The organism is Kineococcus esterisolvens (assembly GCF_050871405.1).
In the GTDB taxonomy this organism is placed as follows: domain Bacteria; phylum Actinomycetota; class Actinomycetes; order Actinomycetales; family Kineococcaceae; genus Kineococcus.
In genome coordinates this window covers 1-25,579 of the sequence record NZ_JBJLRI010000008.1, presented here as the reverse complement: position 1 = coordinate 25,579, position 25,579 = coordinate 1, and the positions used below count along the sequence as shown (strand labels likewise).

Annotated in this window: 20 protein-coding genes and 1 pseudogene; 6 read left to right on the top strand and 15 right to left on the bottom strand. The window is 74.7% G+C overall.

Features of this window, described 5'->3' with window-relative positions:
• Positions 1–108: 108 nt before the first annotated feature.
• On the bottom strand, positions 109–1,494 hold the full coding sequence (locus tag ACRYR8_RS04825; protein ID WP_432482943.1) for a DUF2252 domain-containing protein: 1,386 nt from the start codon (positions 1,492–1,494) through the stop codon (positions 109–111).
• 118 nt (positions 1,495–1,612) lie between these two features.
• Positions 1,613–3,967 carry a DNA helicase PcrA gene (pcrA, locus tag ACRYR8_RS04820; RefSeq protein ID WP_432482942.1) on the bottom strand — a complete coding sequence of 785 codons (2,355 nt, stop codon included), beginning with the start codon at positions 3,965–3,967 and terminating at the stop codon, positions 1,613–1,615.
• 111 nt (positions 3,968–4,078) lie between these two features.
• On the opposite strand from pcrA, the gene ACRYR8_RS04815 reads away from it, so the two are divergent.
• Positions 4,079–4,663 carry a TetR/AcrR family transcriptional regulator gene (locus tag ACRYR8_RS04815; protein WP_432482941.1) on the top strand — a complete coding sequence of 195 codons (585 nt, stop codon included), beginning with the start codon at positions 4,079–4,081 and terminating at the stop codon, positions 4,661–4,663.
• 20 nt (positions 4,664–4,683) lie between these two features.
• Positions 4,684–6,867 (top strand): MMPL family transporter, encoded by a 2,184-nt coding sequence (locus ACRYR8_RS04810; RefSeq protein WP_432482940.1) that lies wholly within the window; start codon positions 4,684–4,686, stop codon positions 6,865–6,867.
• Positions 6,868–7,096: 229 nt separating this feature from the next.
• Here the strand turns inward: ACRYR8_RS04810 and ACRYR8_RS04805 are convergent, their stop codons facing one another.
• The 4 genes from ACRYR8_RS04805 to ACRYR8_RS04790 all read right to left on the bottom strand — a co-directional run bounded on the left by ACRYR8_RS04805 (position 7,097) and on the right by ACRYR8_RS04790 (position 11,530).
• A complete protein-coding gene (locus ACRYR8_RS04805; RefSeq protein ID WP_432482939.1) occupies positions 7,097–9,169 on the bottom strand; it encodes a bifunctional metallophosphatase/5'-nucleotidase in 2,073 nt (690 codons plus the stop codon).
• A gap of 109 nt (positions 9,170–9,278) precedes the next feature.
• Positions 9,279–10,238, bottom strand: coding sequence for an NUDIX hydrolase (locus ACRYR8_RS04800; protein WP_432482938.1), 960 nt, complete (start codon positions 10,236–10,238; stop codon positions 9,279–9,281).
• A gap of 6 nt (positions 10,239–10,244) precedes the next feature.
• Positions 10,245–10,610 (bottom strand): DUF3817 domain-containing protein, encoded by a 366-nt coding sequence (locus ACRYR8_RS04795; protein WP_432482937.1) that lies wholly within the window; start codon positions 10,608–10,610, stop codon positions 10,245–10,247.
• Entirely contained in the window at positions 10,607–11,530 is a 924-nt protein-coding gene (locus ACRYR8_RS04790; RefSeq protein ID WP_432482936.1) for an SURF1 family protein, read from the bottom strand. The genes ACRYR8_RS04795 and ACRYR8_RS04790 overlap by 4 nt, the downstream gene beginning before the upstream one ends.
• A 128-nt stretch (positions 11,531–11,658) precedes the next feature.
• On the opposite strand from ACRYR8_RS04790, the gene ACRYR8_RS04785 reads away from it, so the two are divergent.
• A complete protein-coding gene (locus ACRYR8_RS04785; protein ID WP_432482935.1) occupies positions 11,659–13,032 on the top strand; it encodes an aminotransferase-like domain-containing protein in 1,374 nt (457 codons plus the stop codon).
• A 15-nt stretch (positions 13,033–13,047) separates the two neighbouring features.
• Here ACRYR8_RS04785 and ACRYR8_RS04780 read toward each other — a convergent pair whose 3' ends face one another.
• The 6 genes from ACRYR8_RS04780 to guaA all read right to left on the bottom strand — a co-directional run bounded on the left by ACRYR8_RS04780 (position 13,048) and on the right by guaA (position 18,099).
• On the bottom strand, positions 13,048–13,548 hold the full coding sequence (locus ACRYR8_RS04780; RefSeq protein WP_432482934.1) for a GNAT family N-acetyltransferase: 501 nt from the start codon (positions 13,546–13,548) through the stop codon (positions 13,048–13,050).
• A gap of 201 nt (positions 13,549–13,749) precedes the next feature.
• On the bottom strand, positions 13,750–14,013 hold the full coding sequence (locus ACRYR8_RS04775; protein ID WP_432482933.1) for a hypothetical protein: 264 nt from the start codon (positions 14,011–14,013) through the stop codon (positions 13,750–13,752).
• A 124-nt stretch (positions 14,014–14,137) separates the two neighbouring features.
• Positions 14,138–15,115 (bottom strand): bile acid:sodium symporter family protein, encoded by a 978-nt coding sequence (locus ACRYR8_RS04770; protein WP_432482932.1) that lies wholly within the window; start codon positions 15,113–15,115, stop codon positions 14,138–14,140.
• A 53-nt stretch (positions 15,116–15,168) separates the two neighbouring features.
• Positions 15,169–15,690 carry an FBP domain-containing protein gene (locus ACRYR8_RS04765; protein ID WP_432482931.1) on the bottom strand — a complete coding sequence of 174 codons (522 nt, stop codon included), beginning with the start codon at positions 15,688–15,690 and terminating at the stop codon, positions 15,169–15,171.
• Positions 15,691–15,770: 80 nt separating this feature from the next.
• Positions 15,771–16,358, bottom strand: coding sequence for a TetR/AcrR family transcriptional regulator (locus ACRYR8_RS04760; protein WP_432482930.1), 588 nt, complete (start codon positions 16,356–16,358; stop codon positions 15,771–15,773).
• Positions 16,359–16,521: 163 nt separating this feature from the next.
• The gene (gene guaA / locus ACRYR8_RS04755) at positions 16,522–18,099 is read right to left on the bottom strand and encodes a glutamine-hydrolyzing GMP synthase (protein WP_432483005.1); all 1,578 of its coding nucleotides are present in this window, start codon (positions 18,097–18,099) and stop codon (positions 16,522–16,524) included.
• A 197-nt stretch (positions 18,100–18,296) separates the two neighbouring features.
• On the opposite strand from guaA, the gene ACRYR8_RS04750 reads away from it, so the two are divergent.
• A complete protein-coding gene (locus ACRYR8_RS04750) occupies positions 18,297–20,798 on the top strand; it encodes an alpha-amylase family glycosyl hydrolase (protein WP_432482929.1) in 2,502 nt (833 codons plus the stop codon).
• A gap of 116 nt (positions 20,799–20,914) precedes the next feature.
• On the opposite strand, the gene ACRYR8_RS04745 is transcribed toward ACRYR8_RS04750, so the two are convergent.
• From ACRYR8_RS04745 to ACRYR8_RS04735, 3 genes and pseudogenes are all read right to left on the bottom strand, one after another.
• Positions 20,915–21,418, bottom strand: a complete 504-nt coding sequence (locus ACRYR8_RS04745; protein WP_432483004.1) for an MFS transporter — start codon at positions 21,416–21,418, stop codon at positions 20,915–20,917.
• Between the two features lie 54 nt (positions 21,419–21,472).
• Positions 21,473–22,751: pseudogene (locus ACRYR8_RS04740) on the bottom strand (DDE-type integrase/transposase/recombinase).
• 42 nt (positions 22,752–22,793) lie between these two features.
• Positions 22,794–24,044: a beta-ketoacyl-[acyl-carrier-protein] synthase family protein gene (locus ACRYR8_RS04735; protein WP_432483003.1), complete on the bottom strand. Its 1,251-nt coding sequence runs from the start codon at positions 24,042–24,044 to the stop codon at positions 22,794–22,796.
• Between the two features lie 39 nt (positions 24,045–24,083).
• Between ACRYR8_RS04735 and ACRYR8_RS04730 the strand changes: the two genes are divergently transcribed.
• Both ACRYR8_RS04730 and ACRYR8_RS04725 read left to right on the top strand, forming a co-directional pair.
• The gene (locus tag ACRYR8_RS04730; protein ID WP_432482928.1) at positions 24,084–24,692 is read left to right on the top strand and encodes a TetR/AcrR family transcriptional regulator C-terminal domain-containing protein; all 609 of its coding nucleotides are present in this window, start codon (positions 24,084–24,086) and stop codon (positions 24,690–24,692) included.
• 169 nt (positions 24,693–24,861) lie between these two features.
• The coding region (locus ACRYR8_RS04725; RefSeq protein WP_432483002.1) for an IS30 family transposase at positions 24,862–25,579 on the top strand (718 nt) is incomplete at its 3' end.

Here is a 25,579-nt window from a genome sequence, read left to right as displayed (position 1 = left end):
CGTGGGCCCGAGGTTCCGCGGCCTGACAGCAGCGAGTCTGGGGCACGGGAGCCGCCGGGCGCCAGGGCCCGTGCGCACGCACCCGGGTGCCCGGGCCCGGCAGCGCGCTCAGCGGTGGACGACGTCCACCCGCCGGAACGCGCCGAGCGCGTGGTCGGCGCGGAAGGTCTCGTGGTCGGCGCGGGCGCGCTCAGCGGCCTCCCGGGCGAAGCGGGCGATGTCGTCGACGAACAGCTCCCCCGGGCCGATCGCTGCGGCGATCGCGGGTTCCACGTCGTGGTCGAGGCCGCCACCGTCGTCGGACAGGGCGTGCACGTGGGCGACCACACCGCCGCAGACGCGGGCGTACTGCACCCACTCCGAGCCGGACAGGTCCTCCAGGTCCAGGGAGTTGCGCAGCGGGGAGCGTTCGCGCACGAGCATGCTCAGCCCTTCGTGCTCGACGCTGCCGTAGAAGGCGTCCCCGCGCACCAGCTGAGCCCGCTGGGCGTGCGCCACCCTGTCGCCGTGGCCGGCGGAGTCGAAGCCGGAGGGTGGCACCAGGCCGTCCAGGGAGGAGCGGCGGGCCTGCTTCAGCTCCAGCACCACGTCGTCGGTGCCGTCGCGCGCGGGCCCCTCCAGCAGGACGTAGTAGCGGGTCAGCCCCAGGGAGGCGGTGCCCTGCCCCTTGCGCTCGGCGACGTCCTTGACCCGCATCCCGTCGGCGCGGGCCGGCACCTCGATGCCGCTGCCCGCGACGAACCTGTCGATCACGTCCTGGAACTCCGCGCGGCGGCTGGTGACCGGGACGAGCTTCCTGCTCGCCTTGAACCCGCGCCGCTGCTCGTCGAGGTGGTCGTCGGCCAGCCACTCGGCGCGGCTGACGGACAGGGCGTCGTCGATGAGGTCCCGGATCAGCTCCGGGGAGTTGTCGCGGCGCAGCTCGTGCTCGTCCTCGCCGCCCTCGGTGGCGTAGGAGCCGATCGCCTCGACGTAGCCCTCCACGAACGCCCGGGCGATCCGGTCCTGCTTGCGGCGGCCCTTGCCGCCCAGCTCGTCGGCGGCGAGGACGAACCCCGTGGCGCCGCGCTTGAGGTCCCACGTGAACGGCGCGAAGAAGGCCTCGTCGTGGTCGTCGATGCCGAAGACCGGCACCGCGTCGCGGTTGGGCAGCACGCCGAAGTTGTCGGGGTGCACGTCGCCGGCGGCCAGCACGGTGGGCATCCACGCGTCCTCGCCGGCCATGTCGCGGTAGAACAGCAGGCTGGTGCCGCGGAAGAAGCTGAACAGCGAGCCGGCGAGCTTGTCGAACTTCGCCCGCGCCTCCTCGTCGCCGCGGGCGATGCGGACCTGATGGTCCTCCCGGACGGTCTGGCGCACGTGGGTGCGACGGTCGTCGCCGGTGAGCATCCGCGGCAGGGGGACCAGGTCGCCGCCCGCGCGGGCCCGGGCGAGCCGGCGGAACGGCTCCAGGCGCGAGGCGGGCGGCGGGCGGCGGTCGGGGGCGTCGTCCATGCCGGCGGTACTACCCCCGCGCACCGGGGGGCCATGCGCGCCGTCACGCGACTGCAACGCTGCGGGCCGCCTGCGGCCGGATCGTCACACGGCCGTCACCTCCGGCCGGGGAGGCACCTCACAGCTTCTCCACCGGCGCGTAGCGCAGCAGGAGGCGCTTGGTGCCCTCGCCGCGGAAGTCGACGTGCGCGACGGTCTTGTCGCCCTCGCCCTCCAGCCGCACCACGGTGCCCAGGCCGAAGGTGTCGTGGGTGACGCGGTCGCCGGGGGCCAGGCTGATGACGGGCCGGGTGCCGGCCGAGCGCGTCACCGGCCGCGACGGCGGGCGCGGCGCGGAGGAGGACGCGGCGGACGTCGCGAACGCGGCCTCCCCGCGCCGCCAGTCCAGCAGGTCCGCCGGGACGTCGTCGAGGAAGCGGCTGGCGGGGTACTGCTGGGGCGCACCCCACGCGCTGCGCACCGCCGAGCGCGACAGGTACAGCCGCTCGCGGGCGCGGGTGAGCCCCACGTACGCCAGGCGCCGCTCCTCGGCGAGCTGGTCCGGGTCGCCCAGGGAGCGCTGGTGCGGGAACGTGCCGTCCTCCATGCCGGTGAGGAAGACGACGGGGAACTCCAGGCCCTTGGCGGTGTGCAGGGTCATGAGGGTGACCACGCCGCCGCCGTCCTCCTCCTCGGGGATCTGGTCGGCGTCCGCGACGAGGGAGACGCGCTCGAGGAAGTCCGAGAGGGTGCCGTCGGGGTCGGCGTCGGAGAACTCCTCGGCCACCGCGACGAGCTCGGCGAGGTTCTCCACGCGGGACTCGTCCTGCGGGTCGCCGCTGGCGCGCAGCTCGGCGAGGTAGCCGGTCTGCTCCAGGACCGCCTGCAGCACGGTGGCCGGGGAGGCGCCGGACTCCGCCAGGGTGCGCAGGTCCGCCACCAGCTGGGCGAAGCCCTTCACGGCGTTCAGGGAACGGGCCACCAGGCCCACCGCTTCGTCGGCGCGCTCCAGGGCCTGCCCGAACGGGATGCGCTCGCGCTCGGCGAACACCGCCAGCGTGGCCTCGGCGCGTTCGCCGATGCCGCGCTTGGGGACGTTCAGGACGCGGCGCAGGTTGACCGTGTCGTCGGGGTTGTCCAGCAGTCGCAGGTACGCGACGGCGTCCTTGACCTCGCGGCGCTCGTAGAAGCGGGTGCCGCCGACGACCTTGTAGGGCAGGCCGGTGCGGATGAACACCTCCTCCAGCGCCCGGGACTGCGCGTTGGTGCGGTAGAACACCGCGACGTCGCCGTAGCGCACGCCCGCCTCGTCGTGCAGGCGGTCGACCTCGTCGGCGACGAACTGCGCCTCGCCGTGCTCGTCGTCGGCGACGTAGCCGACGATCTTCTCCCCCGCTCCGGAGGCGGTCCACAGGTTCTTGGCGCGGCGGTCGGTGTTGACCGCGATGACCTGGTTGGCGGCGGTGAGGATCGTCTGGGTGGAGCGGTAGTTCTGCTCCAGCAGCACGGTCTTCGCGTCCGGGTAGTCCTGCTCGAACTCGGTGATGTTGCGGATCGTCGCGCCGCGGAAGGCGTAGATCGACTGGTCGGCGTCGCCGACGACGGTCAGCTCCGCCGGCGGCACCGCCAGCGCGTGCCCGCCGCGGGCGGCGGCCTCGCTGACCGAGCCGCCGACGAGCTCGCGCACCAGCACGTACTGGGCGTGGTTGGTGTCCTGGTACTCGTCGACGAGGACGTGCCGGAAGCGGCGGCGGTAGTGCTCGGCGACGTCGGGGAACGCCTGCAGCAGGTGGACGGTCGACATGATGAGGTCGTCGAAGTCCATCGCGTGCGCCTGGCGCAGCCGCTGCTGGTACGAGCGGTACACCTGCGCGAGCACCTTCTCGGCGGGCGTGGCGGTCTCGGCCGCGGCGCGCTCGGCGTACTCCTCCTCGTCGACGAGCTCGTTCTTGAGGTTGGAGACCATCGCGCTCAGCGCGCGGGGGGCGTGCTTCTTCGGGTCCAGCTCGAGCTCGCGCACGACCATGGTCATCAGGCGCTGGGAGTCGGCGGAGTCGTAGATGGAGAACGACGAGCGCATCCCCAGCGTGGCGGCCTCGCGGCGCAGGATCCGCACGCACGCGGAGTGGAACGTGGAGACCCACATGCTGCGCGCGCCCATCCCCACGACGTCGCCGGCCAGGGCGGCGACGCGCTCGCGCATCTCGGCGGCGGCCTTGTTGGTGAAGGTGATGGCGAGGACCTGGCCCGCCGTGGCGCCGCGCTCGGCGAGCAGGTGGGCGATGCGGTGGGTGAGCACGCGCGTCTTGCCGGAACCGGCGCCGGCGACGATGAGCAGCGGGGAGCCCGCGTGCACGACGGCCTCGCGCTGCTGCGGGTTCAGCCCGGCCAGCAGGTCGGCCGCGCCGGGCCCCCGGCGGGCCGTGGGCGCACCGGCGCGGGCCGCGGGCTCGCCCGGGCCGCCGAGGGGGAGGTCGTCGAACAAGGTGCTCATCGCGCCCCAGGGTAGGCCCGCGCCCCGACACCCGGGCCCGCGCGCGGACCGGGGAGGACCACCGCGGTCCCTGATCGACCGACTTGGTCGTTCCTGGTCTACTCTGGTCCGGTGCCGCGTCCCACCCGCCAGCAGATCGACGAGGAGATCCTCGACGCCGCCGCCGCCCTCTTCGCGCGGCACGGCGTCGAGCACACCTCCGTCCAGCGCGTCGCCGACGCCACCGGCTACTCCAAGACGGGGCTGCTGCACCGCTTCCCCACCAAGGAGGCGCTGGCCGGCGCCGCGCTGGCCATGACCCTCGACCACGTGCGCCGCCTCGCCGGGGGCGTCGCGGCCTCACCGCCCGGCCCCGCCCGCGACCGCGCCGTCGTCGCCGCCCTGGCCGACCTCGCCCTGGCGCGGCCCGGCTTCACGGCCCTGGCCCTGTCCTCCGTCAGCGGCGGGGCGCAGGAGCAGGCCCGCCAGCTCGAGGAGCTGGCGGCGGTGCTCTTCGAGGCGTTCGCCGCACCGCCCGACACCGGCCCGGAGCGCGCGGTGCGCCTGACCACCTGCCTGGGGGGCCTGGCCACCGCCGCGCTCGCCTGCCGCGAGCACCAGCCCGCCCACGTCGTGCGGCCCCTGCTCGTCGCCGCGGCCGTCGGCGCCCTCGGCCACCCCGCCGACGCCCCCACCGACGCCCCCAGCGGCGCCTGAGACCCGAGGAGAACACCCCCATGGCCACCTTCCTGCACCGCCTGGGACTGGGGGCGGTGCGCCACCGCCTGCTCGTCCTGGGCGTCTGGGTGCTCGTCCTGCTCGGCACCGGCGTCGGCGCCGCCACGCTGGCCGGCTCCACCGTGAACACGTTCGAGATCCCCGGCCAGGAGTCCACGACCGCGCTGCGCCTCATCGACGAGCGCTTCGGCGACCGCTCCACCGGCGCGAGCGCCCAGGTGGTCCTGCAGGCGCCCGGCGAGGAGCTCGTCACCGCCCCGGAGAACGCCGCCGCCGTCGCGCAGGTCGTCGCCGAGCTGCAGCAGCTGGACGGCGTGGCGAGCGCCACGAACCCGCTGGACCCGCAGGCGCCCGCGGTCTCCCCCGACCAGCGCGCCGCGTACAGCACCGTCACCTACGGGGTGCAGGCGCCGGAGATCACCGAGGCCCAGCGCGAGGAGCTGCTGGGCGTCCTGGAGGACGCGCGCGCCGCCGGGCTGACCGCCGAGGCGACCGGCGAGGCCACCCAGGCGGTCTCCGAGGTCGGCGGCGCCGCCGAGGCGATCGGCGTCGTGGCGGCCCTGGTGGTGCTGGCCATCACCTACGGCTCGCTGGTGGCCGCCGGGATGAACCTGCTGACGGCACTGGTCGGCGTCGGCACCGGCGTCCTGGGCATCACCGTGCTCACCGGGTTCGTCGACCTGCAGTCGACCACCCCGATCCTGGCCGTCATGCTCGGCCTGGCCGTGGGGATCGACTACGCCCTGTTCATCGTCACGCGGTTCCGGCACGAGCTGCTGGACGGCCGGCCCGTGCCCGAGGCCGCCGCGATCGCCGTGGGCACCGCGGGTTCCGCGGTGCTCACCGCCGGCCTGACCGTCGTCATCGCCCTGGCCGGGCTGTCGGTGGCGGGCATCCCGTTCCTCACCGAGATGGGCCTGGCCGCCGCCGCCACCGTCGTCGTGGCCGTGCTCGTGGCGCTCACGCTGGTGCCCGCGGCGCTCGGGCTGATCGGCACCCGCGCGCTGTCGCGGCGGGCGCGGCGCGCACTGGCGCACGAGGGCGGCCAGCACGTGGCCCTGCCCTCCCCCGACGCCGACGGGCGCGGGTTCTTCAGCGGCTGGGCGCGCACCGTGACCCGGCACCGCTGGCCCAGCCTGCTCGCCGCCGTCGTGGCGCTGGCGGTCGTCGCGCTGCCGGTCTTCTCGCTGCGCACCACGCTGAACCAGCTGCCGCCGGAGGACAGCACCCAGGCGCGCGCCACGCAGCTGCTGTCCGAGCGCTTCGGGGCGGGGGTGACCGGGCCGCTGCTGGTCCTGGTCGACGGTGAGGGCGCCTACGAGCGCGCCCAGGAGGTGCAGTCCGAGGTCGCCGCGCTGCCCGGGGTGGCGCTCGCCGCGCCCGCGCAGCCCAACGCCGCGGGCACCGCCGCCCTGGTCACCGTCATCCCCACCACCGGCCCCGACGACGAGGCCACCCGCGAGCTCGTGGCCGACATCCGCGAGCGCCTGGCCGCGGACGCCGCCGCCGGCACCGCGGCGTACGTCACGGGCAGCACCGCGGTGGGCGTGGACGTCTCACGCACCCTGGACGAGGCGCTGCCGGTGTACCTGGTGCTGGTGGTGGGGCTGGCGCTGCTGCTGCTGGTGCTGGTGTTCCGCTCGCTGCTGGTGCCGCTGGTCGGCGTGCTGGGCTTCCTGCTGACGATCGGCTCCTCCCTGGGCGCGACCGTCGCGGTGTTCCAGTGGGGCTGGCTGAAGGACGTCGTGAACGCCGAGGCCACCGGGCCGCTGCTGAGCCTGGCGCCGATCATCGTGGTCGGCATCCTGTTCGGCCTGGCGATGGACTACCAGGTGTTCCTCGTCTCGCGGATGCACGAGGCCCACGCCCACGGCGCCGACCCGGTGGCGGCGGTACGCACCGGCTTCCGGCAGGCGGCGCCGGTGGTCGTGGCCGCGGCGGCGATCATGTTCGCGGTCTTCGCCGGCTTCGTCCCCGAGGGCGACGCGACGATCAAGCCGATCGCGTTCGCGCTGGCCATCGGCATCCTCGCCGACGCCGTGGTGGTGCGGATGGTCCTGGTGCCGGCGGCGCTGGCGCTGCTGGGGCGCTCGGCGTGGTGGCTGCCGCGCTGGCTGCGCTGGCTGCCGGCGCTGGACGTCGAGGGCGCCGCGCTGGAGCACCGGGCCGGCGCCCGGCCGTGACCCGGCGGGCGTGAGCCGAGGGCGTGACGCAGCTCACGCGGGGGGTCCGGGAATCGCCGGGCCCCCCGCGTGCTTGGACCAGGAGGTCGCCCCGGTACGTGTCCCCGGGCCTCACCACACGCCGCTACGAGCGGCCGCTCGCCGCGAGGCGACCGTCGGGGCGACCACCAGACGCGACGAGGGCCACCCGGGAGATCCCGGGTGGCCCTCGTCGCGTCGCGGGCGGGTCTCAGGCGCCGGGGCGCCGGCGGCGGGAGGTGGCGATCAGGAACCCGCCGATGAACACCAGGCCCGCGCCGGTCGCCACGTACGGGGCGACGTCGGTGCCGGTGTTCGCCAGACGACCGGTCGCAGCGGACGCCGGGCGGCTGCTCGTGGCGCTGGGACGGGTGGTGCGCGCGGGCGCCGCGGGCGCCGAGGACGTCGGCGCGGTGGTGGGGGCCGCCGTCGGCGCGGTGGTGGGCACCGGGGCGGGAGCGGACGCGGTGGGGGCGGGGGTGGTCGGCGCCGGAACGGCTGCGGCCACCGCCGAGCGCGGCTCCTGGTCCGCGGTCAGCGGCTGGTTCTCCGGCAGGCCCAGGTAGGCGGTGAACGCCTCCAGGTCGGTCCTGCCCAGCTCGGTGCGCTCGGTGCCCTCGGCCAGGGTGGTGAAGTTGTCCCCGCCGGAGGCCAGGAAGCTGTTCACCGTCACCCGGTACGTCGCCGCCGGGTCCAGCTCCTGCCCGTCCAGCGTCACCGAGGTGACGTGCTGCCCGGCGGGCGCGGCCGGGTCGTAGGTGAAGAAGAACCCGTCGGAGACGCCGAGGGCCAGGAACGGCCGCGACGAGCCCTCCGGCTGCCACTGCTCCTCCAGCACCTGGCGCACCTGCGCCCCGGTGAGGGTGAGGGTGACCACGGAGTTCGCGAACGGCTGCACCGCGGCGGCCTCGGCGTAGGTGACGACCCCGTCGCCCTCGGAACCGGAGGCGGTGAACTCCAGGTCGTCGCGGACGCCGCCGGGGTTCATCAGCGCGATCTGCGCGCCCGCGCCCCGGGTCTGCTGCAGCTGCGCGTCGGCGATGAGGTTCGCCAGCGGCGACTGCGTGCCGCGGTCGTCCTCGGCGCCGGAGAACGCGCGGGTGACGTCGGCGGTGATGCGGCCGACCGGGCGCGCCCCCTCCTCCGCGGCGAACGCGACGGCCTCCTCCACGATCGCCCGCACCTCGGCGTCGGGGGCGAAACCCTGCACCGGGACGACCTCGTGGGCCTGGGCGACGACCTCGCCGGTGGCGTCGTCGACGTTGAGGACCACGCGGTCCAGGGCCGTGCCGTAGGACTCCGCGGACAGCACCGGGCGGGCCACCTGCTTGCCCTCCACGGGGAACTCGCAGTCGTAGAGCTGGTGCGTGTGCCCGGAGAGGATCGCGTCGATCTCGGCGGAGGCGCCCTGCACGATCTCGCCGAAGCGGCCGGTGGTGCGGACCTCCTCGCAGTCGGTGCCCTCGGACCCCTCGTGGGCGAGCAGCACGACGACGTCCGCCTCGTCGTTGGCGGTGTCGCCGTCGGAGAGCTGCGCGGCGACGCGGTTGGCGGCCTCCACCGGGTCGGTGAACCGCAGCCCGGCGATGCCGTCGGGCGCCACGAGGCTCGGCGTGGCGCTCGTGACGACGCCGACGAAACCGACGCGGACGCCGCCGACGTCGGTGGTGGCGAACGCGGGCATCGCGGGGCTGCCGTCGGCCCTCAGCACGTTCGCGCCCAGGTACGGGAATCCGGCCAGGCCGCTCTCGCCGTCCACGCCGACGCGGTCGGTCAGGTCGGCGTAGCCCTTGTCGAACTCGTGGTTGCCGACGGCGGAGACCGCCACGCCCATCGCGTTCAGCGCCTCGAGGGTGGGTTCGTCCTGCTGGATGAAGGAGGTGAACGTGGAGGCGCCGATGTTGTCGCCGACCGAGACCGCGACGGTGTTCGGCTGCTGCGCGCGCAGCGCGTCCAGCGCCCCGGCGAGCTGCGCGGCGCCGCCGACCGGTGCGCCGTCGTCGGTCTCGTCGGGCGCCTCCAGGCGGCCGTGCAGGTCGTTGAACGCGCCGATCTGGATCTGCGTCTGGCCCTCGGCGGGCACGGGCAGGATTTCGGCGACCTCGCCGGCCGGCGTCGCGGGAGCCGTCTCGACCGGAGCCGCGGTGGGCGGGGCGGTGGCGGTGGGCGGGGCGGTCGCGGCCAGGGCCGCGGGGGCGAGCCCCGCGCACACCAGGCCCAGCGAGCCCGTGAACGCCACGAGGCCGACAGCAGGACCGACGAGTCGAACGAGGGGACGGCTCATGTGCTCGCTTCCGCGCGGAGGGACTGACGCGGGCGGAGTCTGCCAGTGACGGGGGGCCGCCGGGGAGCGTTCGCCGTGTGAACTCCTCGTGTCGCGGCGGACGGCCCGCTCAGCTCCGCCCGGCCTGCCGCTTCGCGGGCTCGCCGTCCCGCTGCCGCAGCGCGATCTGCACGCCGCGGTGCGCCACGCCCACCAGTCCCCACTGCGTCGCGTCCGCCAGCGGGACCCACGAGCCCAGGTCGGTGCTGCCGCCCACGTCCAGCACCTGCGGGTCGCGCACCCGCCGGGCGGTGGCGGTGACCAGCACGCGCACGGCGTGGAAGTCCTCCAGCACCCCGCGCGGGGAGCGGCCGGTGAAGTGCTCGGAACCGATGTCGGCCAGGCCGTCCACGTCGACCTCCATGCCGGTCTCCTCGTGGACCTCCCGCACGGCGGCCGCGAGCGGGTGCTCGCCGTGGTCGACGCCGCCGCCGGGCAGCGTCCAGCGGCCCGGGCTGGGCGTGATGGGCGACAGCCGGGTGAGCAGGATCTCCCCGGCGGGGCTGACGACGACGGCGTAGGCGGCCAGGCGCTGGCGCAGCACGGGGGTCCGGTCGTCGTCGGGCACCTGCAGCCGTTCCAGCTCGGCGGGCTCGACGCGCGCCAGGGCGTCGGCGACGAGGGGGTGGTCGCCGGGGTCGGGCACCCAGCGGGCCGCGCCGGCGCGCTCGCGCAGGGCGTGGTCGGCGACCTGGGCCGACAGGACCACGTGGACGGTGTGCAGGTCGACCCCGCCGGCGTGGCCGGGCACCTCCTCGCCGAGGGCGCGGCGCACGGCGTCGCGGATCTCCAGCGGCGGGCCGGTGCGGGCGGGCGGGGCACCCACGGCCGCGAGCGCCCGGTGGGCACCGGCCGCGGGCGTCTCCCCGTGCGCCAGCACCGCCCACGGCAGCACCCCGCCGGGCGCGTCACCACCACCGCCGGGACCGCTCCGCACGAGCAGCTGCCCGCGCGAGCGCAGCGCGACGTGCACCACGACCCGCTGCAGCGCGGGCCGCTCGCCGGTGGTGCCGGGGCCGTTCGTCGTCACGGCGCCTCAGGCCACCGGCGGGCGGCCGGCCAGCTGCTCGCGCACGGCGCGCTGGTTCTTGCGCTCGGCGTAGAAGGACAGGAACGGCACGGTGCCCGCCAGCGCGGTGAGCAGCATCCGCGACCACGGCCAGCGCACGCGGGTGCCCAGGTCGAAGGTGGTGATGAGCAGCAGCACGTAGAAGAGGCCGTGCACGGGCCCCATGACGCGGGTGATGGAGTCCCCGCGGTGCAGCGCGTACTCCTGCACCATCCCGGCGACGACGACGAGCAGGCCGATGCCGGTGACCCACGCCATGACGCGGTAGCGGGTCAGCGCGGAGCGGATCCTGTCCGCGCTCTGCACGCCGGGGGCTGTGCGGTCGGCGCTCATCGGGTGCTGCTCACGTCTCGTCCTCCCGGACCGTCGGCGGGGTGTGGGGCACGATCCTGCCGGGGCCCGGCGGGCGCGGCGCCCGCGGGGTCCGACGCGGGGTCGGACGCGGGGCCCGATGCGGGGTCCGACGCGGCCTCGAGCGCGGCGGCCCGCCGGTCGTCGCGCAGGTCGCGCAGCGCCCGCCGCCACAGCACGAGCGCGAAGGCGGCGAAGACCCACCACTGCGCGGCGTAGGCGAGGTTGCGCCAGTCCAGGTGCCGGTTCGACTCGCCGGGGTCGGCGGGGGGCACGGCGCGCAGGCCCGTGCCCGACGCCGGTGCCGCGACGGGCTCGGTGGCGGTGACGTAGGCGTTGGCGACGGGGTAGTCCACCCGGTTGACGAGGTCGGCGGCGCTGACCACCGGGACCTGACCGTCCGCCAGCGCGGTCGTGGAGGGGGCGACGTCGGAGTTCTCCGGCGGCTGCAGCACGCCGAGCAGGTCCACGGGCCCGGCCGGCGCGTCCGGGACCGGCGCGCCCTCGGGGACCCAGCCGCGCACGACGGCGACACCGCTGCCGTCCTCCAGCCGCACGACGCCCAGGACCCAGGAGCCCTGCTGCCCGTCCAGCGCGCGGCCGGGCACCAGCAGGTCCACCGCGGGGTCGAAGGTGCCGCGGACCTCCACGCGGCGGCCCACCTCGTCGCGCGAGAGCAGCGCCCGGTCGGAACCGGGTCCGGCGGCGGCGGAGACGACCTGCTGCACGGCCACGACGGGCCGGGTGGCCGGGGGCTCGCTGACGACCACGTTGCCGCGCTGCCACTGCCACCCGCCCAGCACGACGCAGACCGCGGCGGCCAGCCACGCGACGAGGGTGAGCGCGAGCGCCTGGGCGCTCGCGCGGCGCGCCTCGGCGCCGGTCCGGGAGGGCTGGGCCACGTGGAGAGGGTACGTCGCGCAGCGCGGTGACCCGCCGCTACCGCGTCGGGGGTGGCGCGCGATCCGGGCGGACGCCGGTCGCGGAATCCCGGCCCCCCGCGCAGCGGGTAGCGCTACCCTCCGGTTCCATGAACGCAGGTAGCAGCGTCGCGCGCGTCACCGCCACGCTCCGCGAGCGCGCCCGCGCACTGCCCTCGGGGGCCAAGCTGCCCAGCAGCCGGGTCCTGGTGACCGAGCTGGGCGTGGGGCCCGTCACCGTCCAGCGGGCCGTCGACCAGCTCGTCGCCGACGGCACCGTCGTCACGCGCCCGGGGGCGGGCACCTTCGTCGCCCGGCCCACCGCCACCACCGCCGCCGACACCGGCTGGCAGCAGGTCGCCCTCGGCGCCTCCCCCGTGCAGGCCGGCGGGGTCGTCGCCGCCCTCAGCGCCCCGCCGGAGGGCGCGCTGGACATGGCCCGCGGCTACATGGACCTGTCGCTGCAGCCCACCTCCCGGCTGGCCGCGGCCAGCGCCCGCGCCGCGCGGCGCCCCCAGGCCTGGTCGGTGCCGCCGCCGGCGGGCCTGGGCGAGCTGCGCACCTGGTTCGCCCGCCAGCTCGGCGCCGACCGCGAGGACGTCCTGGTCACCCCCGGCGGGCAGGGCGCGCTGTCGTCCGTGCTGCGCGCCCTGGTGCCCGCCGGCAGCCCCGTGCTCGTCGCCGTGCCCGGCTACCCGGGGGTGATCTCGCTGCTGCGCAGCGCCGGCCTGGTGCCCGTGCCCGTGCCCTCGGACGCCGACGGGGTGCGCCCGGACCTGCTGGAGCGGGCGTTCGACACGACGGGCGCGCGCGTGCTGTACGTGCAGCCCACCTACGCCAACCCCGACGGCTCGGTCCTGGCGGAGGAGCGCCGCCGCCCGGTGCTGGAGGCGGCGGCCGCCGCCGGGGCCTTCGTGGTGGAGGACGACTACGCGCGCTGGCTGGGGCACGGCCCCAACCCGCCGCCGTCGCTGCTGCGCGACGACACCGACGGGCGCGTCATCACGGTGAACTCGCTGACGAAGGCCGCGGCGCCCAGCCTGCGCGTCGGGTGCGTCGTGGCGCGCGGGCCGGTGGCGCAGCGCATCGCCGGCCTGCGCGTCGTGGACGACCTGTTCGTGTCCCGGCCGCTGCAGGAGACGGCGCTGGAGCTCATCACGGGCGCCGGCTGGGGCGCGCACCTGCGGGCGCTGGCCGCGGCGCTGTCCGGCCGGGTGGGGGCCCTGTGCGCGGCGCTGGAGCGGGAGCTGCCCGAGTGGTCCTGGACGCGCCCCCGGGGCGGCTTCTCGATGTGGGTCCGGTTGCCGCGCGGGGTGGACGACGTGGAGTTCGCGCAGCGCGCCCTGGCCCGCGGGGTGGCCGTCGGCCCCGGGCGGCACTACGTCGTCTCCGAGCAGGACGCCACGCACCTGCGCCTGTGCGTGGCGGGGCTGCCCACCGCGCACGTGGAGGAGGCGGTGCGGCGGCTGGCCGCGGTGGCCTGAACCGCGGGGCGGGCCTCAGGAGCGGGGCGCGGTGAGCGGCCGGTGCATGACGTGCAGGCCGACGAACCCGTGCTCGGGGTGGTCGAACGCCTCCGGCACGGTGGCCAGCACGCTGAAGCCCAGGGAGCGCCACAGCGCGACGGCGGCGCGGTTGGTCTCCACGACGGCGTTGAACTGCATCGCCCGGTACCCGTCGGCGCGGGCCAGGTCCAGCACGTGCTCGCCCAGCGCCCGGCCGACGCCGCGACCGTGCGCCGCGGGGGCGACCATGAAGCTGGCGGTGGCGACGTGGGAGCCGCGGCCGGGGCGGTTGGGGCCGGTGATCGCCGAGCCGAGCACCTCCTCCCCCTCGACGGCGACCACGGTGCGCCACGGCGGCGGCTGCATCCACAGCGCGCGGGCCTGCTCGGAGGTCAGGCCCTCCGGGTAGGCGTACGTCTCCCCCGCCGCGACGATCTCGGCGAAGAACGGGTGGATGAGCGGCCAGTCGCCCTCGGTGGCCTCGCGGATGAACACCGCTCCAGCCTAGGCACCGGCCCGGGCCCGCCCGTTGCGGGTTCGGCCGCGGGGCGCAGGGCACCGGAGGGGGCCGTCCACCTGCCCGACCGCTTCGACGAGGTCCTCGAGCACCCCCTTCCCGGGCGGCTGCTGCAGGCTCTCCGCGCTCGGGGACCGGTGCGCCGTGCTCGTCGGCGGAACCGTCCCAGAACTCCGGGGTCACGGTGGTTCCTCCGGGTTTCCCTCGGCTCCTCCGGCGAGGAGATCCTGCAGGCGGCCGGCCCGGTCGCGACGCAGCCGTGCGGGGACGGCGACGTGCTCCTGCACGGCGGCGAAGCTCGTGGCGCAGGAGCCCGCGAGGGCGCGGACCGACGCCTCCCGCTGCACGACGCGGGTGACGGTGTCGCGCCCGGCCGGATCGGCCGGGGCGGCGAGGACGAGATCGGCGTCGAACCGGTGCGCAACCACGAGGTCGCACGTCACGCCCGGCTCCCCGACGGCACAAGACCCGGCCGCGGGCTCCTGCGCACAGGCAACCCCGAACCCCGCCCCCGAACCACCGGCACCGGCACCGGGCGGCGACCCGCACGGGCGCCGCGCAGGACCGTCAGGGGCGCGCGAGCGCCATCCGGCCGGCGAGGAACGAGCACACGGTGATCTGCAGCGGGTGGTACAGGACGACCGGCAGCGCGACGAGCCCCACGACGTGCGGGTCGAACAGCACCGTCGCCATCGGCAGCCCGGTCGCCAGCGACTTGTTCGAGCCGCAGAACACCGTCGTCACGCGGTCGGGCCGCGAGGCCCCCCACAGGCGGGGGGCCCACCACGTCGCCGCGAGCACCGCCGCGAGCAGCAGCGCCGCGCAGCCCACGACGACGGCGACCTCGAGGGGGCCGACCTGCTGCCAGACGCCCTGCCGCACGCCGCGGCTGAACGCCGCGTACACCACCGCCACGATGACGCCCCGGTCCAGGGAGGACAACGGCCGCCGGTGCCGGCGGACCCAGCCCCCGACGAACCGGCCGGCCGCCAGCCCCACGAGGAACGGCACGAGCAGCTGCAGGATGATCCGGCCGATCGACCCGGCGTCCGGGCCCGCACCGGTCGAGCCGAGCAGCAGCGCGGCCAGCAGCGGGGTGAACCCGACGCCGGCCAGGTTGGACGCCGTCGCGCTGACCACGGCGCCCGGCACGTTCCCACCTGCCTGGGCCGTGAACACCACGGACGACTGCACGGTCGAGGGCAGCACGGCCAGGAACAGCAGGCCGGCCGCGAGCCCCTCGCCGAGGAACCGGCCGGTGGCCAGCACCAGGAGCACGCCCAGCAGCGGGAACAGCACGTAGGTCGTCAGCGCGACCGAACCCTGCAGCCGCCAGTCGTGCAGGCCGCGCAACGCCTCGGCCGGCGCCATCCGGGCGCCGTGGACGAAGAACAGCAGCCCCACGCCGACCGTGGTGCCCCACGACAGGCCCGTCGCGAACGCGCCACCGGCCGGAAGCAGCGCGGCCACCGCGACCGCGGCGAGGATGGCGAGGACGAACGGCTCGACCCGGCGCAGGACCGGGACGGTGGACCAGCGCAGCACCGCGTCAGGCTACGGCGCCGCCCGCGGCACCCCGCCCGCCCGGTTCCGCGCCGTCAGCCGCCGAGGACGGAGTCCACGAAGGCGCCCGCGCGGCGGGCGAGGTCGGCACGGCGCTCGGCGACGGTGCGGCCCGGGTCGGGGCGCAACGCCGAGGTGCCCTTCTCGACCTCGACGCACCGCGCGCACGCCAGGTCGGCGCAGGCGTACACGCCCACGGTGTCGCCGCGGCGGCCGGCGGCGCCGGCGCGGGGCGCGGCGAACAGCGCGACGTCCCCGGCGGAGCGCGTGGTGCGGCACAGGTCGCACATCGCGGCGGTGCGCGCTCCCCCACTGCTGGGCGCGCGCAGCAGCAGCCCGCGAGCCCCACCTCCCGCGAGGACGAGCAGGCAGCCCCGCTCGGGCGCCCTGGGGTCGCGCCAGCCCACCACGGGCGCGGTGGCGGTGTCCGTCCCGCGCACCCAGGCGGGGACGTTCAGCCGCGACGCCTCCCCCTTGCTGCAGTTGCGCAGGGCGCGCCGCACCACGTCGTCGGTGAGCACCTGCGGCTGCACGTCCACGGTCCGCTCGTTCGGCACGGTTCCTCCTCCGCGGGCCCGCAGCCCGCTCGTCGTCCGGTCGTCCACCCGATCCCGCCGCCCGCCCGGGCACCGCGCCGTCAGGCGCCCGGTGCGTCCTCGCGCGGCCAGGACGCCAGCGCGCGGTCCACGCCCCGCAGCGTGGCCACCCACGACGCCTCGCGGTCGCCCTCGGAGCCGAAACCCCCGGCCGCCTCCAGGGTGACGAAGCCGTGCAGGGCGCTGCGGGAGAAGCGGACGGCGTCGGTCAGCGCCTCGGGCGGCAGGGCGTACCCCTCCAGCAGGCGGTAGCTCAGCTGCACGATCCGCCGGTGCCCCTCGCTCACGGCCGCGACCTCCGGCGGCAGCCGGACCGTCGTGGCGGCGTAGCGGCCGGGGTGCTCGAGCACGTAGCGGCGGAACGCCAGCGCGCACCGGGTCAGCGCCTCGGCGCCGGCGACGCCCGCGATGGCCTCGGCCAGCACCTCGGCGAACTCCGCCGCGGCCTGCACCGAGACGCGCTGGCGCAGGTCGGCGGCGCTGCGCACGTGCGAATACAGGCTCGCGTCGGCGACGCCGAACCGGCGGGCCAGGGCGGAGACGGTGACCTTGTCCAGCCCCACCTCGTCCGCCAGGTCCGCCGCGGCTTCGACGAGCCGCGCCGCGGTGATGCCGGCCCTCGGGGACACCGCCCCTCCTCTCCCTAGAAATCCTAGGAGAAATCCTAGGAGACCTAGGAAGGTGGTGTCCACCCGGTTCCCGCCGCCCCCGGCGGGTGCGAGGCGGACGGACCCGGGGACGACGAGGGCCGGGCACCCCGCGGGGTGCCCGGCCCTGGTCAGCGGCGGGAGCTCACTCCCACTCGATGGTCCCCGGCGGCTTGCTCGTCACGTCCAGCACCACGCGGTTCACCTCGGGCACCTCGTTGGTGATGCGGGTGGAGATGCGGGCCAGCACCTCGTACGGCAGGCGCGTCCAGTCCGCCGTCATGGCGTCCTCGGAACTGACCGGACGCAGCACGACGGGGTGGCCGTAGGTGCGCCCGTCGCCCTGCACGCCGACCGAGCGCACGTCCGCGAGCAGCACCACGGGGCACTGCCAGATCTCGCGGTCCAGGCCGGCGGCCGTCAGCTCCTCGCGGGCGATGGCGTCGGCCGCGCGCAGCACCTCCAGGCGCTGCGGGGTCACCTCCCCGACGATGCGGATGCCCAGGCCGGGCCCCGGGAACGGCTGGCGCCACACCATCGCCTCGGGCAGGCCGAGCTGCTCGCCGACCGCACGGACCTCGTCCTTGAACAGCGCGCGCAGCGGCTCCACCAGCTCGAACGCCATGTCCTCGGGCAGTCCGCCGACGTTGTGGTGGCTCTTGATGGTGGCCGCGCCGGTGCCGCCGCCGGACTCCACGACGTCCGGGTACAGGGTGCCCTGCACGAGGAACCGCACCTCGCCGCTGCCGCCCTCGGCGGCGATGACGTCGCTCGCGGCCCGCTCGAACACGCGGATGAACTCGCGGCCGATCGTCTTGCGCTTCTCCTCCGGGTCGGTGATGCCGGCGAGCGCGTCGGCGAAGCGCTGCGCGGCGTCGACCACGTGCAGCTTCACGCCGGTGGCGGCGACGAAGTCCTGCTCGACCTGCTCGGCCTCCCCGGCGCGCAGGAGGCCGTGGTCGACGAACACGCACGTGAGCTGATCGCCCACGGCGCGCTGCACCAGGGCGGCCGCCACGGCGGAGTCCACACCGCCGGAGAGCCCGCAGATCACCTTGCCATCGCCGACCTGGGCGCGGATGCGCGCGACCTGCTCGTCGATGACGTTGCCGGTCGTCCAGTCCGCCGGCACCCGGGCACCCTCGCGCAGGAAGTTTACCAGCACGTCCTGGCCGTGGGTGGAGTGCTTCACCTCGGGGTGCCACTGCACGCCGTACAGGCGGCGCTCGTCGTCCTCGAACGCCGCGACCGGGGTGTCGTCCGAGGAGGCGACGACACGGAAGCCCTCCGGGGCGCGCGCGACGCTGTCGCCGTGGGACATCCACACCGACTGCTCGGCGGGCTGGTCGCGCAGCAGCGTGGAGGAGGCGGTGTCGGCCAGGCGGGCCACGGTGCCGCCGTACTCGCGCCGGCCGGTGCGCTCGACCTCCCCGCCCAGGGCCTTGGCCATCGCCTGGAACCCGTAGCAGATGCCCAGCACCGGGACGCCCGCCTCGAAGAGGGCGGGGTCGACCTGGGGAGCGTCCTCGGCGTACACGCTGGACGGGCCACCGGAGAGGATCACCGCGGCCGGGTCCTTGGCGAGGATCTCCGCCACCGGCGTCGTGCTCGGCACGATCTCGGAGTAGGCGTCGGCCTCGCGCACGCGCCGGGCGATGAGCTGGGCGTACTGGGCGCCGTAGTCGACGACCAGCACCGGGCGGTGGGCGCGCTCGGCGGCCACCTCGGCGGGCTGCCCGCCGGTCTGCGCGGCGGCCTCGGCGGGGGTGGTCTGGGCGGTCTCGGGCGCGTCCGGCGTCACGGGCCCAGGGTATCCGCCGGGGGACGCGGGGTCGGCCACCTGCGCGGGGCCGCCCCTCGACACCACCCGCGCACGCGCATAGCGTCTGCCCAGCACGCTCTCGACGACGAGGAGGCACCGTGCGACCCTCTCCCGCTGGACGCCGCCGGCTGGCGGCCCTGAGCGCAGCGGCGCTCACCCTGGCCCTGGCCCCCACCTCCACGGCACTGGCGGACCCCCGCGGCCGCCCGCACCACCCGCCCGGGGTGAGCGCCGCCGACCGCGCGCTGGCCGCGTCCTCGCTGCGCGACGACCTCACCCGCGAGCGCTTCTACTTCGTCATGGCCGACCGGTTCGCGAACGGCGACACGGCCAACGACACCGGCGGGTACGGCACCGACCGGCTCGCCAGCGGCTACGACCCCACCCACAAGGGCTTCTACCACGGCGGCGACCTGAAGGGGATCCTCGAACGGCTCGACTACATCGAGCAGCTCGGCACCACCGCGATCTGGCTGACGCCGTCGTTCGAGAACAAGCCGGTGCAGGGCGAGGGCGAGAACACCTCCGCCGGCTACCACGGGTACTGGATCACCGACTTCACGCAGATCGACCCGCACCTGGGCACCAACGAGGAGCTGGAGCAGCTCGTCGACGCCGCGCACGCCCGCGGCATCAAGGTGTTCTTCGACATCATCACCAACCACACCGCCGACGTCATCTCCTACGCCGAGGGCACGCAGCGCTACGTCCCGAAGGCCGACGAGCCCTACCGGGACGCGCAGGGACGGGCGTTCGACGACCGCGAGTTCGCCGGCAGCGAGGAGTTCCCCGCGCTGGACGCACAGACGTCCTTCCCGTACACCCCGGTCATCGCCCCCGGGGAGGAGGACGTGAAGGTCCCCGGCTGGCTGAACGACCCGACGATGTACCACAACCGCGGTGATGCGCTCTTCAACGGCGGGGAGTCGGACCAGTACGGCGACTTCGTCGGCCTGGACGACCTGTTCACCGAGCGCCCCGAGGTCGTCGAGGGCATGGAGGAGATCTACGAGGCCTGGGTGGACTTCGGCATCGACGGGTTCCGCATCGACACCGTCAAGCACGTCGGCACCGGGTTCTGGCAGGAGTTCGCCCCCGCCATCGCCGAGCACGCCGCGGCCCGGGGGAACGAGGACTTCTTCTCCTTCGGCGAGGTGTACGACTCGAACCCGGAGTTCCTGTCCCGGTTCACCACCGAGGCCGGGTTGCAGGCCACGCTGGACTTCGGCTTCCAGGCGCGCGCCCGCACGTTCAGCAGCGGCGGCGACGCCGGCGAACTGCGCGAGTTCTACGCCCAGGACGACTACTACACCGACGCCGACTCCAACGCCTACTCCCTGCCGACGTTCCTGGGCAACCACGACATGGGCCGCATCGGCGCCTTCCTGCGCAACGACGGCGCGAGCGGCGACGAGCTGCTGCGGCGCGACCAGCTGGCGCACGCGCTGATGTACCTCACGCGCGGCCAGCCCGTCGTCTACTACGGCGACGAGCAGGGCTTCACCGGCGACGGCGGTGACCAGGACGCGCGCCAGGACGTGTTCGCCTCGCAGGTCGCGACCTACAACGACGACGACCTCATCGGCACCGACGCCACGACCGCGCAGGAGAACTTCGACACCGCGCACCCGCTGTACCGGTGGATCGCAGGACTGGCGCAGCTGCGCGAGGCGCACCCCGCCCTCGCCGACGGCGCGCAGATCGACCGCTACGCCTCCGAGGGCCCCGGCGTGTACGCGTTCAGCCGCATCGACGAGGGCGAGGACCGCGAGCACCTGGTCGCCGTGAACAACTCCGGGCAGGAGCAGACCGTCACCTTCGACACCTTCGACGAGCGGCGCGTCTTCGAGGGCCTGTGGCCGGCCGGCACCGGGAAGGTGCGCTCCGGCGCCTCCGGTGAGGTCACCGTCACCGTACCGGCGCTGTCCGCGGTCGTCTGGCGCGCGGCCGCACCGCTGAGGAGGTCGAAGGCGGCCGGGACACCGGTGTTCACCACGGGCGGCACCGTCGGCGGGCGCGCCGAGGTCGGCGTCGACGTCCCCGGTGACGACTTCAACCAGGTCACCTTCGCGTACCGCACCGCGGGGACGCGGGAGTGGACGCCGCTGGGCACGGACGACAACGCCCCCTACCGCGTCTTCCACGACGTCACCGACCTGCCCGAGGGCACGCAGCTGGAGTACCGCGCGGTCGTGCAGGACCACTCCGGCAACCTCGCCGCCGCCGGCACCTCCGCGAGCGTCGTGCCCCCGCCGCCAGCGCCCGGGGAACCGCCCGCCGAGCCCGGCGCCCAGCCTGAGGCCGTCGCCGCCGCCGGCTCGTTCAACAGCGAGATCGGCTGCCCGGAGGACTGGCAACCCGGGTGCGAGCAGGCGCAGCTGGCGCTGGACGGGACCACCGGGCTGTGGACCCTGCAGGTGGACCTGCCGGAGGGTTCCTACGAGTACAAGGCGGCGCTGAACGGCGGCTGGGACGAGAACTACGGCGACGGCGGTGCGGCGAACGGGCCGAACATCCCTCTCGTCGTGCCGGTGGGCGGTGCGCGGGTGACGTTCACGTACGACCACGCCACCCACCTGATCACCGCGACGGCGGGCTGATCCGCCGCCGGGTCGCCGCCGGGCTCCGGTGGCGGCCCGGCAGCGGTTCAGCACGGGCGCAGCGGCTCCACCGAGGAGGTCGCAGGCCCCTCCCGCACCCGCGGGCCCGCGCCGCGTCAGACGAGCTCGGCGTGGGAGCGGTCGCGGGGGGCCGCGAAGACCGTGGCACCGGCCTCCTGCTCCGCCTGGCTGCCGACACCGAGGTCGATGCCGGGACGATCGCGCAGCAGGCAGGTCGCGACGACGGCGAGCACGAACGTGGCGGTGAGGTAGACCCCGACCGCCGTGAGGGTCCCGTGCTCCTGCACGAGCGCCTGAGCGATGGTGGGGGCGAAGGCCCCGCCGATGATGGCGCCGAGCGCGTAGGGGATCGCGACGCCCGAGAAGCGCACCGACGCGGGGAAGATCTCGCTGTACCAGGCCGTCTGCGGCCCGTAGGTGAGCCCGAGGCCCACCGAGAACAGGACCAGACCGGCGAAGAGCATCCAGACGCTGCCGCTGGCGACGAGGGCGAACACCGGGAAGACGGTGACCAGCAGCAGCGCGTACCCGGTGAGGTAGGTGCGCTTGCGCCCGATCCGGTCGGCCATCAGCGCGGAGACGTAGGTGAAAACTGCGATGTCTCAAGACATCGGTGACGGTTCTGCATCAGGACATGGGTGACGGTTGGTGTGTCAGGGCTTCGGTGACGTTTCGGAGGTCCTGGGGCGTGGCCCGGGTGGCATGCCGTTCCCGACGTAGGTGGTGCCGGATGTCGGTCGGGTGTGCTGGATGAGGATCTCGCCGTGCGGGTTGGTCACGATGATCTGGTCGCCGTCGGTGATGACCAGGACCTGCGCGAAGGCGTGCTGCCCGCCGACGAGACAGGTGACCTTGTTCAAGGTGAAGGTGCCGGCGCTGGTGAGGGTCTTGATGTGGGTGTCGGCGGGCAGGGTGGAGGCCACCTGCGGTGGCACGGGCTGTGGCCGCCTGGGCGCGGGGCGGGTGAACGTGGGGCGGGCCGGTCGGGGGTGGGGCGCCTCAGTCTTCGGGGTTGCTTCCCAGGCCGTGAGCGGGGTGACCCGTCCGGGTAGCCCTTGGTGGGGGCGCTCGGTGTTGCAGGTGTGGTCGAACTCGTCGACCTGGTCCTGCAGCATCTCGAGCGTCTCGGCGATCGGTTTCCGGTCGAGGTATCGGAACAGGGTCTGGTGGAAGCGTTCTTGCCCTGGGTGGTGGGCTTGTACGGCTTACCCGTGATCGCTTCGACGCCAGGGTGCTCAGGTGTTCCACGAGCCGGCCGGCGTATCCGCGGCGCGACGGGTTGAGCGCGATGCCGTTGTCCGAAAGAAGGCGTTGGGGCACCCCGTGCGCGGCGATGGCCTTGTCCACGACCAGAAGCGCGTCCTGGGCGGTCTCGCCCCAGGCGACGTGGGAGGCGACGGCGTAGCGGGAGTGGTCGTCGATGAGCTGGAAGATCACGCACTTGCGTCCGCCGGTGAGAGCGTACTCGGTCGCGTCCAGCTGCCAGCACGCGTTCGGTGCCGGGTAGACGAACCGGCGGTAGGCCGCACGGGGCTTCTTCTGCGGTTCAACCCTGGCCACACCGGCCTGCCGGAAGATCCGCGCCAACGATGCAGTCGAGGGCACCGGGTCCAGGCCCATCGCACGCATCTTGTCGTGCACGCTGATCGGTCCGTGGTCTAGCCCGGATGACTCCAACGCTGCGCGCACGGCCACAGCCTGCGCTTTGACCTCCTCGCTCACCCGCGATGGGCTCGACCGCGGACGTCGTGAGCGCGGCTCGAGCACCGCCGCCGGCCCCTCGGCCCGGGCTCGCCGACGCAGTTCGTAGAACGACTTGCGCGAGATCCCTTCCTCCGCGCAGAACGTCGTCACCGCCCCGCGGGGAGCATCCGCGGGCCATCGCGAGATCGCAGGACGGACACGAGGATCGATGAGCTCCCGCGTGGCCATCCCAGTTCCCGCGCCTTCCGGGCGGAACGCCGCGACCGTCGCTCAGGCTTGAGCCACGACGAGGGACACGTTCTGGCCGCCGAAACCGAAGGAGTTGCTCAGCACGGCGGGCCGTGACGCGGAGCGGGGCACGGTGACAACGTCGAGCCCGAGTGCGGGGTCGATGGCGGCCGCGGTGAGGTTGCGGGTGGGTGGGGTCGTGGCGTGCTGAACGGCAAGGACCGCGACGAGTGCCTCGATTGCGCCGGCTGCTCCGAAGAGGTGCCCGAGCGCAGCCTTGGGTGCGGTGACTGTGGCGTGGGGGCCGAAGACCTCGTGGATCGCGTGCGCCTCGGCCGCGTCGCCGACGGCGGTGCCCGTGGCATGCGCGTTGACGTGGTCGACGTCATGAGGCGACAGTCGGGCCTGGGCGAGCGCCTTGCGCATGGCCGAGACCTGCCCGGTGCCGTCGGGGTCGGGGGCGGTGATGTGGTGGGCGTCGGCCGCGATCCCGAACCCGGCAAGCGTGGCGTGGATGTGGGCGCCGCGGGCGCGGGCGTGCTGGGCGCTTTCCAGGACCATGAGTGCGGCGCCCTCGGCGAGCACGAACCCCGACCGGTCGGCGGCGAACGGCCGGGATGCCGAGGCGGGATCGTCGTTGTGATGCGTCAGCGCTCGCGCCTGCAGGAACCCGGCGACTGTGACCGGGGTGATGGCCGCCTCGGTCCCGCCGGCGATGACGACGTCCGCCTCGCCGGCGCGGATCAGTCGCGCAGCGTGCGCGATCGCCTCGGCACCCGACGAGCACGCCGAGACCGGGGTGTAGGACCCGGCGCGCGCGTCGTACTCGATGCTCAACTGCGCCGCCGCGGCGTTCGGCATGAGCATCGGTACGGTGCGCGGCGAGACCCGGCGCACCCCGTCGGTGCGGAGCGTGTCGTGCTGGGTCAGGAGGGTCTGGACGCCGCCGATCGCGCTCCCGACCGCAACCGCGAGACGATCTGGATCCACCTCCGGGCGTCCGGCATCCGCCCACGCCTCGGCCGCTGCGACCAGCGCGGCCTGCTGGGAGCGGTCCATCCGCCGAGCCTGGATCGGCGAGACCAGGTCGGCCGGGTCCGCGGCCATCACCCCGGCGACCAGCGGCCGCAGGCCCGCACCCTCGAATGCGGGCAACGCGTGCACCGCGATCCCGGACTCGCCGGCCAGTAGGCCCGCCCACGTCGAGGCCACGTCCGCGCCCAGCGGCGTGATCGCTCCGATCCCGGTCACCACGACGTCTCGCTCCACCACTCCACCCCTCTTGTATGACATACAACGAACAACGCCAGTTGTATCACATACAATCTGGTGGTGATTCAAGGACGGGGAGCGCCTCAGACGGGCCCGTCGCGGGAGCGCGGGCGGGCGACCAAGCACCGCATCCTCGAAGCGACCATGCGGTTGTGCATCAAGCAGCACCAGACCGACGCGAGCGTCGCGCAGATCGCGCGCGAGGCCGAAGTGTTCCCAAACCAGGTCACCTATCACTTCGGGTCCAAGGACTCTCTGCTGGTGCAAGCCGCGTTCCTCGGCCTGCTCCACGACGCCCGCCGTGTCGAGCGGGTCGGTCGCCGCTCCCGGGACCCCGAGGCGTTCCGCCGCAACATCGCGCGCACGGTCCTTGCGATGCCGTCACTGCCGGCCGTGACCCGAGCGCTCGCCTCGGCGATCGCACAGCCCCACCTCGCCGACCTTGTGGACTCCCGGCTCCAGGTCCTGTTCCGCCAGTCCGAACGCTTCCTCGCCCAGACGCTCCAGGCCCACGACTGGCGCACGACGCGCCCTGTCGCCGTCGAGGTCAGGACGTTCTGGAGCGCCGCACTCGGCGCCGTCCTCCTCGTGCGCGCCGGAACCCACGGGGACCCGACGGAACTTGACCTCGCCGGCACCCTGACGGTCCAGAAGGCGCTCACCCCCTGAGCGAGCGGCGCACCCGATTGGAGCTGCGCCCGCGACACGCGAATCCATCGCGCCCTGCCGCCGAACTGTCACCACGGCGGTCTCAAGGGGTCAGCGCAACACTTCCTCGATCGGGTGATTCGGGGAGGTTGTCGTGCCGCGTGGGGACTTCGAGAAGCTGACACCGTTGATGATCGAGGCGGTCTGGAACAAGCTGCGATCAGGCATGGCAGTCAAGCCGGCTTCACGGGTCCTGGGCTTGTGCCCGGGCACCGTGCGCGCCTACCTGGAACGCTGCGGAGGCATCCGCCCGCACCCGCGCAGCCGCGGCCGGGGACGACTCAGCCTGGCCGAACGCGAGGAGATCTCCCGCGGCCTGGCCGAGGGCTGCTCGCTGCGCCAGATCGCCCGCCGGCTTCAGCGGGCGCCATCCACCATCGGCCGAGAGGTCACCGCGGGCGGCGGACGGCGCCGTTACCGGGCGCTCAAGGCCGACGATCGGGCCTGGGCTCGGGCGGCTCGCCCCAAGCCGTGGAAGCTGGTGAGCCATCCGCAGTTGTGTCGGCTGGTCGCCGACAAGCTGCTGCGCCGCTGGTCACCGCAGCAGATCGCCGGCTGGTTGAAAGCCACCTTCCCCGACGATGAGGACATGCAGGTCAGCCACGAGAGCATCTACCGCACGCTCTTCGTCCAGCCGCGAGGAGCGTTGCGCCGCGAGCTGACCATCTACTTGCGCACCGGCCGCGCGCTGCGGCGGCCCAAGGGCGTGCGTCTGCCCGATGGGCGCGGGGCACGGCCAGGCACCTTGCACATCTCTGCACGTCCCGCCGAGGCGAGCGACCGCGCTGTTCCTGGTCACTGGGAAGGTGATCTGGTCTTCGGCAAGGGCATGAGCCCGGTCGCCACGC